Source organism: Pseudomonas sp. p99-361 (genome assembly GCF_003935475.1).
Classification (GTDB): Bacteria; Pseudomonadota; Gammaproteobacteria; order Pseudomonadales; family Pseudomonadaceae; genus Aquipseudomonas; species Aquipseudomonas juntendi.
In genome coordinates, this window is sequence record NZ_RHQO01000010.1 from 56549 (window position 1) to 70156 (window position 13608).

The 13608-nt window shown below is 63.9% G+C and carries 12 protein-coding genes and 1 tRNA gene; 7 read left to right on the top strand and 6 right to left on the bottom strand.

Annotation, left to right across the window (positions count from 1 at the left end; genetic code table 11):
• Window positions 1-50: 50 nt before the first annotated feature.
• On the top strand, window positions 51-1208 hold the full coding sequence (locus tag EGJ22_RS06915) for an HPP family protein (protein WP_029886955.1): 1158 nt from the start codon (window positions 51-53) through the stop codon (window positions 1206-1208).
• Here EGJ22_RS06915 and EGJ22_RS06920 read toward each other — a convergent pair.
• Window positions 1182-2048 (bottom strand): LysR family transcriptional regulator, encoded by an 867-nt coding sequence (locus tag EGJ22_RS06920; RefSeq protein WP_009685932.1) that lies wholly within the window; start codon window positions 2046-2048, stop codon window positions 1182-1184. The genes EGJ22_RS06915 and EGJ22_RS06920 overlap by 27 nt on opposite strands.
• 178 nt (window positions 2049-2226) lie before the next feature.
• Between EGJ22_RS06920 and EGJ22_RS06925 the strand changes: the two genes are divergently transcribed.
• The gene (locus EGJ22_RS06925; RefSeq protein WP_029886956.1) at window positions 2227-4116 is read left to right on the top strand and encodes a propionyl-CoA synthetase; all 1890 of its coding nucleotides are present in this window, start codon (window positions 2227-2229) and stop codon (window positions 4114-4116) included.
• Here EGJ22_RS06925 and zapE read toward each other — a convergent pair.
• Together zapE and EGJ22_RS06935 are read right to left on the bottom strand one after the other, a co-directional pair.
• Window positions 4113-5189, bottom strand: coding sequence for a cell division protein ZapE (zapE, locus tag EGJ22_RS06930; protein ID WP_029886957.1), 1077 nt, complete (start codon window positions 5187-5189; stop codon window positions 4113-4115). The two genes, EGJ22_RS06925 and zapE, sit on opposite strands and share 4 nt — an antisense overlap.
• Before the next feature lie 130 nt (window positions 5190-5319).
• A complete protein-coding gene (locus EGJ22_RS06935) occupies window positions 5320-5562 on the bottom strand; it encodes a DUF465 domain-containing protein (RefSeq protein ID WP_009685928.1) in 243 nt (80 codons plus the stop codon).
• A 257-nt stretch (window positions 5563-5819) separates the two neighbouring features.
• Here EGJ22_RS06935 and EGJ22_RS06940 point away from each other — a divergent pair.
• A tRNA-Gln gene (locus EGJ22_RS06940) sits at window positions 5820-5894 on the top strand.
• A gap of 141 nt (window positions 5895-6035) precedes the next feature.
• Here the strand turns inward: EGJ22_RS06940 and EGJ22_RS06945 are convergent.
• Genes EGJ22_RS06945 through EGJ22_RS06955 form a run of 3 tightly spaced genes read right to left on the bottom strand, consistent with a single transcriptional unit; the run spans window position 6036 to window position 11175 of the window.
• Window positions 6036-8435 (bottom strand): response regulator, encoded by a 2400-nt coding sequence (locus EGJ22_RS06945; RefSeq protein WP_064314465.1) that lies wholly within the window; start codon window positions 8433-8435, stop codon window positions 6036-6038.
• Between the two features lie 13 nt (window positions 8436-8448).
• Window positions 8449-8910 (bottom strand): response regulator, encoded by a 462-nt coding sequence (locus EGJ22_RS06950; RefSeq protein WP_009685925.1) that lies wholly within the window; start codon window positions 8908-8910, stop codon window positions 8449-8451.
• Window positions 8911-8916: 6 nt separating this feature from the next.
• Complete coding sequence (locus tag EGJ22_RS06955) at window positions 8917-11175, bottom strand: ATP-binding protein (protein WP_029886959.1); 2259 nt, start codon at window positions 11173-11175, stop codon at window positions 8917-8919.
• Window positions 11176-11442: 267 nt separating this feature from the next.
• Here EGJ22_RS06955 and EGJ22_RS06960 point away from each other — a divergent pair, with 267 nt between their 5' ends.
• The 4 genes from EGJ22_RS06960 to EGJ22_RS06975 are packed head-to-tail and all read left to right on the top strand — an operon-like array spanning window position 11443 to window position 13593.
• Window positions 11443-11970: a spore coat U domain-containing protein gene (locus tag EGJ22_RS06960; protein ID WP_009685923.1), complete on the top strand. Its 528-nt coding sequence runs from the start codon at window positions 11443-11445 to the stop codon at window positions 11968-11970.
• Window positions 11971-12000: 30 nt separating this feature from the next.
• Entirely contained in the window at window positions 12001-12537 is a 537-nt protein-coding gene (locus tag EGJ22_RS06965) for a spore coat U domain-containing protein (RefSeq protein ID WP_029886960.1), read from the top strand.
• A gap of 18 nt (window positions 12538-12555) precedes the next feature.
• Window positions 12556-13086, top strand: a complete 531-nt coding sequence (locus EGJ22_RS06970) for a spore coat U domain-containing protein (protein WP_009685920.1) — start codon at window positions 12556-12558, stop codon at window positions 13084-13086.
• A gap of 3 nt (window positions 13087-13089) precedes the next feature.
• Window positions 13090-13593, top strand: coding sequence for a spore coat U domain-containing protein (locus EGJ22_RS06975; RefSeq protein ID WP_029886961.1), 504 nt, complete (start codon window positions 13090-13092; stop codon window positions 13591-13593).
• The last annotated feature ends 15 nt before the right edge of the window (window positions 13594-13608 follow it).

A 13608-nucleotide genomic window follows, 5' to 3' on the forward strand; every position in this document is an offset into this window, starting at 1 on the left:
GCCCTGGGCTTTCTTTTCAAACCGAAAAAAACACGACCCCGATAGTTCAAATGCCTGCCTCGCGTTCCGAAAGTCGTCTGCTGCGGCTATTGCCGCCCGCCCTGAATATCCCCCCCAAGGAATGGTTGCGTGCCGGTATTGGCGCACTGCTTGGCTTGTTCCTCGCCGGCTGGCTGACCAGCATGGCCTACGGCCCGGGCATTGCTCTGCACTTGCTCGGCCCGTTGGCCGCGTCGGCGGTGCTGGTGTTCGCGGTGCACTCCGGCCCGTTGGCCCAGCCTTGGCCAGTGCTGGGCAGTTACGCCCTGGCAGGCGCTGTTGGCCTGGCCATGCGCCAGGGGTTCGGCCCCGAGTTGTGGGTGGCCGCCGTGGCGCTGGGGATCTCGATCCTGGTCATGTGCCTGCTGCGCTGCCTGCACCCCCCGGGTGGCGGGGTGGCCGTGAGTGCGGTACTGGCCGACCCGGGCCTGAGCGCCCTGGGCGACCACCTGTTGCAACCGGTGTTGCTCAATGCACTGATCCTGGTAACGGTGGCAGTGCTCTACAACCGCCTGACGGGTGTGCGATACCCCAAAGGCGCGGTAATCCGCAAGGACCTGCACCATACCCATGACCCGCTGCCTACCGAGCGCGTTGGCGTGCGCGGCGAAGACCTGGACCATGCCCTCGAAGAGCTGGGCGAGTTCGTGGACGTCACCCGTGATGAACTGGAGCGCATTATCCTGGCCACCGAGCAGCATGCCTTGCAGCGCAGCCTGGGCGGCATCACTGCGGCGTCGGTGATGTCTCGCGATGTGCAATTCGCCAGCCCCGACACGACGCTGGAGCAGGCCTGGGCCATGCTGGCCAGCCATCATCTGAAAACACTGCCGGTGCTGCAGCACGGCAAACTGGTGGGCATTGTCAGCCTCAGCGATCTGGTTGGCCCGGCCATGCAACGTGGCCGCTTCACCTGGCGCGGACTGTTCGGCCGCCCGCCCGTGCGCTTGGCCCAGGTGATGATGCAGCCAGTGGTCAGCGTCAGCAGCCAGCACCCGCTGGAGCGCCTGCTGCCGCTGCTGTGCGAACAAGGCCTGCATTGCCTGCCGGTGCTCGACGATGGCCGCCTGGTGGGGGTGATCACCCAGACCGACCTGATCGCCGGCCTCAAGCGCCAGTTGCTCAGCAAGGCCCAACAGGTTTCAGAGAACAGGGTCCCAGCGTTGTGACCAGTCGCTTGCGCCGGCGGCCACCAGCCGGCGCAGCACGCTGAACGCCTGTTGCAGGGCTTCGCTGTCGCGTTTGCGCGGGTAGACCAGATAGGTTGGGTAGGTGAATTCCGGCGCGTGCGGGACTCGCTCGAAAACCCCGCTGTCGAGGTAGGCTTGAACTACCCGTGTGCGGAAGTAGCCGCTACCGCCTTGGTCGAGAATGAACTGCAGCGCCAGTGGGCCGAGGTTGAAGCTCAGCGCCGGGCGCGCGCAGTCGGGCAAGGCCGCGTCATGCTGGCGACGGAAGGCCTGGCCCCAGTCGATGTAGATATACGGCTCTGGCCGATCGACCCGGCGCACGCGGATCAGCTTTTCTTCCATCAACTGCTCGACCTGCAAACCCGGGCCATAGGTTGGCTGGTAGACCAGCGCAGCGTCCAGCAGGCCCATCTCGACCTTGCGCAGCAGCGCCTCGCCGTCGCTGACCTCGCTGCGGATTGCGTGGCTGGGCAGTTCGCGATGCAGGGCGCTGACCCAATCGAGCATCATCGGGTTGCCCAGGCTCACTTCACCGCCTACATGCAGCACCTGCTGGCAGCCCTCGGGCAGCGGCAGGTCACGGCGCGCCGCCTCCCAGGTCTGCACCAGCTGGTTGGCATAACTGACGAAAGCTTCGCCATCGCAGGTCAAGCTGGCGCCACTGCGGCTGCGCACGAACAACTGGCAACCCAGCTGCTGTTCAAGGCGCTGCACCCGGGCGGTGATCGCCGTTTGCGAAACGAACAGGCGCTCGGCGGCAGCGACCAGGCTGCCGCAACGCACGATCTCCAGAAAGGTACGGGCCTGTTCGATATCCATGGGCTGCTCGGTGGCTTGAGGGGGGCCTATTCTAGGGGTTTTGCACCGAAATAGGGCGCATTGGCGCGTTATGCAAATTTGCAGGTCGGTTGTGACTTTAGTCGCCTGGCGAGGCGGGCGGTGCAGGCCATACTTCAGGTTCGCCCTTCAATAACAACAAAATCGGGTTCCTTTCGATATGAGCTACCAGCACAGCTACGCCCAGTCCATCTCCGACCCTGCCGCTTTCTGGGCGGAACAGGCCGCTCACCTGGCCTGGTATCAAAAACCTGCCCAGGTCTTGCAAGAGAACGCCGATGGCACCCACCGCTGGTTCGCCGATGGCCGGCTCAATAGCTGCTACCTGGCCCTCGATCACCAGATCGAGCAGGGCCGCGGCGAGCAATTGGCGCTGATCTACGATTCGCCGGTGACTGGCGTGCAGCAAACCTACACCTACCTGCAGTTACGCGACGAGGTGGCGCGCCTGGCCGGCTTGCTGCGCGAGCTGGGCGTTAACAAAGGCGACGGCGTGATCATCTACATGCCCATGGTGCCGCAGGCGGCCATGGCCATGCTGGCCTGTGCGCGGATTGGTGCGGTGCACTCGGTGGTGTTCGGTGGCTTCGCCGCCAACGAGCTGGCCCTGCGCATCGATGACGCGCGGCCGGCGCTGCTGCTGACGGCTTCCTGCGGGCTGGAGTTTGACAAGGTGATCCCCTACAAGCCACTGGTCGACCGTGCGCTGCAACTGGCCAGGCATCAGCCGCGCTCGGTACTGGTGCTGCAGCGGCCGCAGGTGAAGGCCGATCTGCTGCCAGGGCGCGACCTGGATTGGCAGGTGGCGGTGCAGACTGCCAAGCCGGTTGAGCCGGTGGCGCTGGATGCCGGTGACCCGCTGTACATCATGTACACCTCGGGCACCACGGGCAAACCCAAGGGCATCGTCCGCGAAAACGGCGGCAACGCAGTGGCACTGTGTTACGCCATGCGCCATATCTATGGCATGCAAGCCGGTGATGTGTGGTGGGGCATTTCCGATGTGGGCTGGGTGGTGGGGCACTCGCTGATCGTCTACGGGCCGTTGATGAGCGGCTGCACCACGATATTCTACGAGGGCAAGCCGATTCGCACGCCAGACGCCGCTGCCTACTGGCGGGTGGTCGAGCAGTATCGGGTCAATGCGCTGTTCTGTGCGCCCACGGCCATGCGTGCCATTCGCAAGGAGGACCCGCAGGGCGAGCGGGTGCGCAACCATGACCTCAGCTCGCTGCGCCATGTGTTCCTGGCGGGTGAAAAGCTCGACTCGAGCACCCATCAATGGCTGGAGCAGGTGAGTGGCAAGCCTGTGCACGACCATTGGTGGCAGACCGAGACCGGCTGGCCAGTCACTGCGCCCTGCGTGGGGCTGGAGGGCAGCGCGGCACGGCCGGGTTCGAGCAACCGCGCCGTGCCCGGCTATCACGTGCGTGTGCTGGACGACGAAGGGCGCCTGCTGGGCCCCCACCAGCAGGGCTCGATCGTGATCGCCCTGCCATTGCCGCCCGGTTGCAGCCAGACGCTGTGGGGCGACCACGCACGTTACCTGCAGGCCTATCTGCACAGCTACCCTGGCTACTACCACACGGGCGATGGCGGCTACCTGGACGATGATGGCTTCGTTTACATCATGGGGCGCACCGATGATGTGATCAACGTGTCCGGGCATCGGCTTTCCACGGGGGAAATGGAAGACCTGGTGGCGCGCCACCCGGCAGTGGCCGAGTGCGCGGTGATTGGCGTGCATGACGAAATAAAGGGCCAGGTGCCGTTGGCGCTGGTGGTGCTCAAGGACGGCGAGGGCATTACCGAGGCGCAGTTGCTGGTCGACCTGGTGCGCTGCGTGCGCGAGGAAATAGGCCCGTTGGCGTGCTTCAACCGGGTGCGGCTGGTGAAGCGCCTGCCCAAGACCCGGTCCGGGAAGATCCTGCGGGCGGTGTTGCGCAAGATTGCAGATGGGCAGGATTACGTCCCGCCTTCGACCTTGGACGACCCGGCAGTGCTGGGAGAGATCGAGGCGCTGCTGGCTGACTTGCCCAGGGCGGTTTAGCCCTGCGGCCCGACCACCTGCAGCTGCCCCAGGCGGCTGCGGGTGCGCATCAGGTCGGCAAGCGGCCCACCCAGGCTTTCTTCCAGTGGTCGTTTGCCGATCACCGTCACCTGTCTGTCCTGGTCGTACAGCACATCCACCAGGTTGACGAACCGTTGTTGCGCCGCCAGGGAGCAGTCCGCCAGGTCATCCAGCCCATCGATGACCCATTCGTCGTACTGCTCGGCCAGCACCAGGTAGTCGATCACCGCCGTGGCCTTTTCACACAGGTCGTCAAAGCCGAGCACCACGCGCCGGCCCTCCACCGCAAGGGCCCGCAGTGGGCGCTTGTTCACGTCCAGCTGCACGGGCTGTGGCGCGGGTACGTGCAACGCCTGGCGCTGCGCGGCAGTGCCGGGCCATACATAATGCCCTTGGGTGAACCGCTGCTGCTCGCGGTTGGCCGGCAGGCTGCGAAAGTCGGTATCGCCACCGACTTCCAGGACCTCCATCGAGCTGTTGATCAGGCGGATCACCGGCAGGAAACGCTCATGGTACAGGGGGTTGGGCAGCAGCCCCTCAGGCGCGTAGTTGGACGTCACCAGCAAAAACACCCCGCGGCTGAACAAGGCATTGAACAGCCGGGTGAGCAGCATGGCATCGCCAATGTCATGTACATGGAATTCATCGAAACACAGCACCCGGCAATCGCCTATCAGCTCGTCCAGGGTCGCGCCCAGTGCGTCGTCCAGCGCCCGGTGGCGATGCATGCCTTGGTGCAGGCGGGCAAAAAAATCATGAAAGTGCAGGCGCTTCTTGGCTTGGACCGGTACGGCCTGATAGAAGCCGTCGAGCAACCAGCTTTTGCCCCGGCCGACCGAGCCGTACAGGTACAGGCTACGCGGCTGGCCTTGCTCCAATTGTGCCAATTGCCTGGCCATGCAGTCGATCACCCGGCGTTGGCCATCGCTGAGCTGATAACCGCGGCTGTGCGCCTTGTCTTCGAACCAGGCGAGCAGTTCGCTCTGATGCGCGGCAGCGCCGCGCAGGCGTTGGCCAAGTTGGCGCAGCGGGGTAGGGATCCAGGCAGGCAAAAGCACAGCTCCTTGGGCATTGACGGGGCAGTGTGCAGCTTGCCCGAGGGCGGCGATTTTGACCAATAGAGAAATTGCGCGGCAATCATCACTTCTCGCGATAGGTGTCGCCGCCACGGCTGCCGCTGGGCTATGCCTTGCGTTCCAGCTGGCGCTCGATCATGTACTTCACCGCCAGGCGGCGCTCTTTCAGGTGGCGCAGGTCCTCGTCGACGAAATTGCCTGCCGAGATGGCCTCGGCGGCCAGTACCTGGTTGTCGATATCGACGTACTCATCCAACAAGCGATCCAGTGCCTTGTCGGCCTGGCGACGTTGTTGAACGATCTCGCGTGGGTAGTGCAGGTCCTGGTAAAGGTCGTGAGAGACAGGCATGGGTTCCTCCTTGGTCAATGCAGATGGGTTATCTGATTTGAAGGGAGGAACGCGAATGTGTTGAAGCGAAGCGAGAAGAAAACGACGGATGGTAGGCGGCGGCGGCAGAAATGACTAAGCCGCTGTTTTTTGACAATTTTTTTTCATCAGGGGGTTCACAGATCGAAACTTTGTTGTTAAAGTGCCGCGCATTCCAAGACAACACGCAGTTGTCACTCACTTGGAATTGTCAGAGCAGCTCACGCTGCATCCGATACAGGGGCGTCGCCAAGCGGTAAGGCAGCAGGTTTTGATCCTGCCATGCGTTGGTTCGAATCCAGCCGCCCCTGCCATTTCCCAGTTCCAAACGTAACTTGCCCGGTGCTTATTCTGATGAGCGTCGGGTTTTGTCGTTTCTGCGCGTGCGAAATGCCACACCCACTGTGGCCGCAGCGTTGCGTTGGCCCAGGGCCGCAAAGCGGCCCAGCCATTGGTCAGCCCTGGCGCACTGCCAGGCCGCCCAGCATCTCGTTGAGCACCCGCGCCAGTTCATCGGCTTGCACCGGTTTCTGCATCACCAGGCTGCCCGGCAATTCCAACCCTTGCAACTCCGCATAGCCAGTAAGAAACACCACCGGCAGGTGCGGGCGCCGCTCGCGGGCCGCCAATGCCAGTTGCCCTCCGTTGAATTCCGGCATGGCGAAATCGGTCAGCAGCAAGTCAATCTCGTCATCCAGCAACGCCAGTGCCTGTTCGCCGCTGTGCGCCTGGCGCACCTGGTAGCCGTACTGGCGCAGTACATCGCCGAGCATGTCACGTACCAGATGGTCATCGTCCACCAGCAGTACGGTCCGGTTACGGCCGCTATCGTTGATCGAAAGGCTGAGCACGGCAGCTGCCGGTTCACTGACCGCGCGGTCTTTCACTGCTGGCAGGTATACCGCCACCTCGGTACCACGCCCTGGCTTGGTGTCGATGCGCACACCACCACCGGACTGTTTGGCGAAACCAAAGACCTGGGCCAGCCCAAGCCCTGAACCCTTGCCGATATCCTTGGTGGTAAAGAACGGCTCGAACACCTTGGCCACCACCTCTTCGCTCATGCCGCACCCGGTGTCGCGAATGCTCAGCATCACGTATTCGCCCCGCTCCGGGTCTTCCGGGCGCTGTGGGGGGGTGTCGATGCAGGTGTTGTGGGTCGCCAGGATCAACTGGCCGCCATCGGGCATGGCATCGCGGGCATTGATGGCCAGGTTGAGAATGATCATTTCAGTCTGGGTCGGGTCGGTCAGCGCCTGCCACAGGCTTGGGTCCAGGTCCAAGCGCACCGAGATATTGCCGCCCAAGGTGCGGCGTAACAGTTCCTCAAGGCCTGCCAGGGTACGGTTGAGGTTCAGCGGTACCGGTTCCAGGCGCTGGCGACGGGAGAAGGCGAGCAATTGCGAGGTCAACTTGGCACCGCGCTCACCCGCTTCGCGAACATGCTTGAGGCGCGACCGGGCTTTGTCCAGGTCGCCCCGGGTCAGGTCGCGGTCAAGGAAACTGGCACCGGTGAGGATCACGGTCAGCAGGTTGTTGAAGTCGTGCGCCACGCCGGCAGTCAGCTGGCCGACCGCTTCCAGGCGTTGCATCTGCTGCAAGGCGGCCTCGATGCGCTCGCGCTCATCGATCTGCTCGCGCAGGCGAGCATTGGCTTCGGCCAGGCCCAGCGCGGTTTCGCGCTCGCTGGTGATGTCCCGGGCGACCACGTAAAGCAGGGTGTCTTCGGGCACCACGACCCACGACAGCCAGCGTTGCTGGCCACTGGCGTGAAGGATGCGGCCAACGAAACGCACGCTGGTACGGCCGTGCGCGAGCGCGGCCAGTTCGGTCAACAGCAGTTCCTGATCGCTGTCGGGCAACAGGTGCAACAGCGACGACTGGCTCAGGCGCTCGCGGGAAAAGCCCAGGCTGGCTTCCCAGGCGGGGTTCAGCGCCACCGGGGTCAGGTCCTTGTTCAGCACTGCCAGCAGATCCTGTGACAGCTCCCAGGCGCGGTCGCGTTCACGGGTGCGGCGCTCGACCCGCTCGCCCAGCATTTCGTTGAGCTGGCGCAGTGCCTGGGTGGCCAGGCGCTGGGTGTTGATGTCTTGCAGCACGCCGGAAAAGCGCACGCACTGACCGTTCACGAACTGGCTCTGGCCACTGCTGAGCAACCAGCGCGGCTCCTGGCCACTGGGTTGGGCAGTGCGAAATTCCACCCGGTACTGGCCACCACTTTCGGGCAGCATGGCGTATTCGACGGCATCGCGCACCAGCGCCAGGTCGTCTGGGTAGATGCCGTCGTAGAATACCTGCATGGTCATGTCGGCGCTGGCGGGCAGACCGAACAGGGTCTTGCAGCGCTCGTCGCATATCAACAGGCCATCTTGCGGGCGCAGGTCCCAGGTGCCCATGCCCGCGGCGTCGATGGCGATGCGCGCCCGCGCTTCGACATCGACCAGCGCCTCCTCGGCGCGGCGCCGGCGCTGGCGCTCCTGCACTTCGGTCATTGCCCGGCGTACCGCCTTGGGCAGTAGCTGCAGGTTCTTCTTCAGCACATAGTCGGTAGCACCCAGGCGGATCATTTCCACGGCGTGCTCTTCGCCGTAGATCCCGGATAGAAATATGAACGGGGTGTCGGCAGCCAGGCGCTGGGCGATGGCCAGCACCTCGGTGCCGGACGAGCCCGGCAGCACGCAGTCGCAAAGGATCAGATCGTAGTGGTCCTGCTTCAGGGCATGCTCGACCCCCGTATGGTCGAATACCAGATGCGATTGCACATGCAGCCCGCTGCGCTCCAGGCGCATCAAGGTCAGCTCGGCGTCCATCGAGCTGTCTTCGACCATCAGTAGTTTCAACGGCGTTTGCGGCATCGTTGCGGCGGCCTCAATTGCTACCGCGACGGTTCAGCCGCAGCGAGCCAGGTGGTGGTTCATTCAGTACGGCCCAGAAGATGCCCAGGTCGGAAATGGCGGCGACGAATTCCTTGAATTCCACGGGTTTGACCACATACGCGTTGACCCCTAGCTCGTAGGCGCGCAGCAGGTCGGGCTCTTCGCGGGACGAGGTCAGCATGACCGTGGGGATGCTACGTAGCTCGGCAGTGGCGCGCACTTCCTTGAGCACCTCCAGGCCGTCGACTTTGGGTAGCTTCAGGTCCAGCAGCATTACAGCAGGGTTGCCGTCATCACGATCGGCATAGGCGTTGCGGCGCAACAGGTAGTCCAGCGCCTCGGCACCGTCGCGCAGGACGATGACCTCGTTGGCCAACTGGCTACGCTCCAGAGCCAAAAGCGTCAGCTCCAGGTCTCGTGGATTGTCTTCGACCAGCAGGATGGGTTTGAGCATGATTGTTCAGGTGCCTCGGGTAGTCGCGGGTTGGCGCGGTAGAGAAAAGTGGAAACTGGCGCCATGGTCGATCTGGCCCTCGGCCCAGACACGGCCATCATGGCGCTCGATGATACGGCGCACGCTTGCCAGGCCAATCCCTGTGCCTTCGAACTCTTCCATGCGGTGCAGGCGCTGGAATACCCCGAAAAGCTTGTTGGCGTAGGCCATGTCGAAGCCCACGCCGTTATCGCGGATACAGATTTCGGTTTCTTCCGGGTGCTGCTCGGCGCTGATCGAAATGCGCGCGGGCTCACGACCGCGGGTGTACTTGATGGCATTGGCGATCAAGTTGTGCAATGCCAGGTTGATGAATGCCGGGTCCCCGATCACCTTCGGCAGTGGCGCAATGTCCCAGATGATCTCGCGGCCTTGGTAATCGGGCGCCAGTTCGCTGCGGATAGCCTCGACCAGGGCGTTCAGGTCGACATCGGACATGCGCAGGGCAGAGCGGCCCATTTGCGAGAAGTTGAGCAGGTTGTCCACCAGGCTGCCGGCGAAATTGGCGGCTTCACCGATGTGCTGCAGGAAGCGCTGGCCACGCTCGCTCAACCCTGCGCCCTCGATTTCGCCGAGCAGCTCGGTATAGCCGGCAATGTGCCGCAGCGGCGCGCGCAGGTCGTGGGAAACGCTGTACGAAAACGCCTCGAGTTCCTTGTTCGAGCGGCGCAGTTCACCGGCCAGCTGTGCCAACTCCTCGGCCTTGCGCAGCACAATGCCCAGCACCGCCGTGCGCAGATCCTGCACGCCCTCGACCACCAGTGGCTCCCAAGGTGCGCAGTAGCCATGCAGTCGCTCCTGCCAGCGCTCGAAACTGTGCCGCGGGTCGAGGTTGCCCTGTGGCCCCACCTGCTTGGTCGGCTGGCCTGCCCAATTCACCGTGCGTACCTGTTCGGGGCGGAACCACAGTAGGTAGTGCGAATGGATCTGCGAAATCGCAACGGCCAGCACGCCACCGGCATGGTCTGCCAGCTCGGGCAACTCGTCGATGTCGCGGCGCACGTTGTCGGTGCAAAATACATGTTCGTTGCCACGTTGGCTCAGCCAGTGCACCAGCGCCGTGACCTGGGCGGTGGGTGGCGTCTGGCCGAACAGGTCGCAGCGCTCTGCCGAGATCACCGCGGCGCCCTGGGCGTCGGCAAAGGCCAACAGGACGTCGGGCACGTCGCGCAGGCCATCGCTGACGCTGTCATGGTCGGCCATGGACGAAATCATGCGGACAATGTGCTGGCGCAGTTCCAGGACCTTGCTGGTGCTGGCATGTGACTCGCGGGATTCGACCTGCAACGACAGCACGCTGGCCAGTAGCTCGCAGGCGGTGCGCGTACGCAAATCTACAGGCCTGGGTTGCTGATGGTGGCAAGAAATCAGCCCCCACAACTCCCCATCGGCCACGATCGACAGGGACATCGACGCCAGGGTACCCATGTTGCGCATGTATTGCAGGTGCACCGGTGAAACGCTGCGCAGTGTCGCAAAGCTCATGTCCAGCGCCTTGCCGGTACGCGGGTTGGCTGCCGGCAGCAGCGGCGAGGGCTGATAGTTGGCGTCTTCGATCACGCGGATACGGTTGACCCGGTACAGTTCGCGCGCCTGGCGCGGGATGTCCGAGGCCGGAAAGCACAACCCCAGGTAGCTGGGGTAGCCCGGGTCGGCGACCTCTGCCAGAACCTGGCCATTGCCTTCTGCATCGAAGCGGTAAGCCTTGACCCGGCCAAAACCGGTGATGCGCTTGAGTTGAACCACCGTTTGCTGCAGCAGCTCTTCAAGGCTGCCGGCCAGGTGCAGGGTGCTGACGAAGTTGCGCACCAGCGGGTAGTAATCGCCTTGCCCGGTGAGGTCGGACGGCAGCCGCGGTGGTTCGAGTTCAGCGATCAGCACCTGATCGTGACGGTGGGCCAGCAGGTGCAAGGCGGCGGTGTGCGGTGCCCCTTCGCACAGGTGCACATCACCAATGTGAAAGGGGAATACTTCGTCTTCGGGTAACCGCGAAAGGTGCATGCGCAAGTCGAACTCGCCACTGACCAGCTCGGCGAAATGGCAACCGATAAGCTCCCTGGCCGGCTTGCCCAGCCACTGTTCGACGTTTTCACTGGCCTGGAGTACCCGCAAGTCGGCTTCGTCGACGACCACCAGGAAACCGTGGGGCTGGACGCTGCCGGGCACCTGGATCGGTTCCTGAGCGCAACGCTCCACGGCTTGGGCGAGCGTGCTATCTGCAGTCATCAATTGAAAGCTCCTGTCTTGTCGGTCCATGCTTGCCGCACGAGTTTGAGGCAGGATGATGGAGGTACACCTTATCAGAATATCGGCCCATTCGCCGGCTTCTGGCCATTTGAGGTCTGTGAGTCACGATGGGTTCTGCCCCTTGCAGGTTTTTTTTCATCGAACGCTATCGCTTTGTTGCTAATACCAAAAAACGGTCGGTTGCAGCTTTTGGCGCCGTGCCTCGCTGCTAGGCTCAATTGAGCATAGAGCGATAAGGACAACAAGGTGAAGGAGCGCTTACTGGCCGGGTTGTTTGGCCTGTTACTGAGCAACGCTGGGGCAGCGGCAGAATTCCTGGTGGAGGTGCGGGTGCTGGTGCAGCGCGGCTGCATGCTGGTCACCCAGGCCCGCGACGCGGGCGCGCAGGCTGCTGGGCGAATCGACCTGGGTGCTGCGCCGCGGCTGGATGGCCCGGCGGCACCGCTGGCCGGGGTGTTGCTGAGCCAGCGCCCGCCGCGCCTAGAGTGCAACCCCGACACGCCTTATCAAGTACAGGTCGACGGCGGCCAGCACGGCGGCACTGGCGACGTGCGTTTCCTGGCCAGCGACGACGCCCCGGGCCGGCCTATTCCTTATCGGCTCTATCGCGACGCGGCCTGGCGCGAGCCACTGCCAGTGAACGTTGCGCAGGCGGCCCGGGTGCCCGATAGCGGCTCGGCCGAGTTGCCGCTGTATGCGCGAATCGACACGCTGGCCTGGGTGCCGAAAGCCGGCCTGTACGCCGACCTGTTGAAAGTCACGGTCACTTGGTGAGGATGCTGCCATGCACAAGGACGCGCAGCCATGAACCGCACCTCGATCCTGCTGTTGACCCTGGGGCCTTTACTGGTACCAGGCGGTGCAGCGCATGGCAGCGCCACTGGCTTCATTCAGGCGCGGCTGGTGATCAGCGCCGCCTGCCAGATCAGCAGCAACGAAGCGCAACCGGCGACCCTGGCCAACCCGGGCTTGCTGGACTTCGGCGAGCGGGGCCCGAACTGGGACCAGCCGCTGCGTAGCCGGGTGGATGAAGCGGGCGGCGAGGGCAGCCTGCAAATCAGTTGCACCCCCGAAGTGCGTGCATTCAACGTGCGCATCAATGGTGGCATGCATGGCGACGACGGCATTCGTCGCCTCAGCAACGGCAGCCAGCTGATTCCCTATCAGCTGGCAGTGGACCCGGGCGGTAACAGCCGTTACGGCATCGGCCAGGCACGGGCCTTCGTCATCAGCAGCACGCAACAGATACCGATCCCCATCTACGGCGTGGTGGTGGCGCAACCGCGTGCGCTGCCAGCCGGGCTGTACCGCGACACCCTCCGGGTGACCCTGGACTGGTAACCACGCAAGGAGACTCCGATGCGAACGAACCTTTCATGCTGCATCCTCGCCGGCCTGGGTTTGGCCCTGGCCACGCAGGCCCAGGCCGCCACGGTGACCGGGACCATCAACTCGACGCTGACCTTGACGGCGGCCTGCCAGGTGAATGGCAGTTCAGGCACCTCGGGGTTGAACTTCGGCTCGCTGGATTTCGGCACCCAGGATGCCTTGTTCACCACGGCCAACGCACAGGTGCTGGGTAGCGGTGGCGCGCTGAGCATTCTGTGCTCAGCGGGCACGGTGCCGGCGATTCGCGTGCGTGCAGGGTCGCATGATGGTCAATCGACCGGCGGCACCCGTGCACTGGCTGATGGCGCGGGGAATTTCGTGCCCTACGACTTCTATACCGACTCCGGGCGCACCACCGTGTTGGCCATCGATGGCACCATCACCCTGCCAACCAGTACCGGTGTGGCGCAAACCGTCAACCTGTACGGCCAGGCGCGTGGCAAGGCCGGGTTGCCAGCTGGGGTGTACACCGACACGGTAGCCGTCGAGTTGTCGTTCTGAGCCATGCGCCATTGGCTGACGGTGGGCCTGGCTGGCCTTGGTGCGCTACTGGCGGCGCCACTGGATGCGGCCACTACCAGCACCTTCACGGTCGCGGCGCAGGTCGCTGCCGGTTGCCTGGTGGTGGGCGGTGTCAGCCAGTATGGGGTGCTGAACTATGGCACCCAGTCGGCGTTGTCCACCAGCGTGCTCAGTACCTCGCTGGGCGGCACCACGGTGACCTTCCAGTGCACCCCGGGTGTGGCGGTGAGCATGAGCCTGGGCGGTGGCCAGAACAGTACCAGCGGCACGCGCCATCTGAAGAACACCAGCGGCAGCCAGGTCCTGGCCTACCAGTTGTACCGGGATGCCGCCTACAGCCAGCCGTTGGGCATAGGGCAGAGCGCCACCGTGAGCTACAGCGACGCCACGGCGATCAAGCTGCCGGTGTATGGGCGGGTTCAGCTGACCGGCAAGCTGCCGGCAGGGACTTATACCGATGTTGTGCAAGTGATGGTGACCTGGTGAACGCCAGCGGCGCCA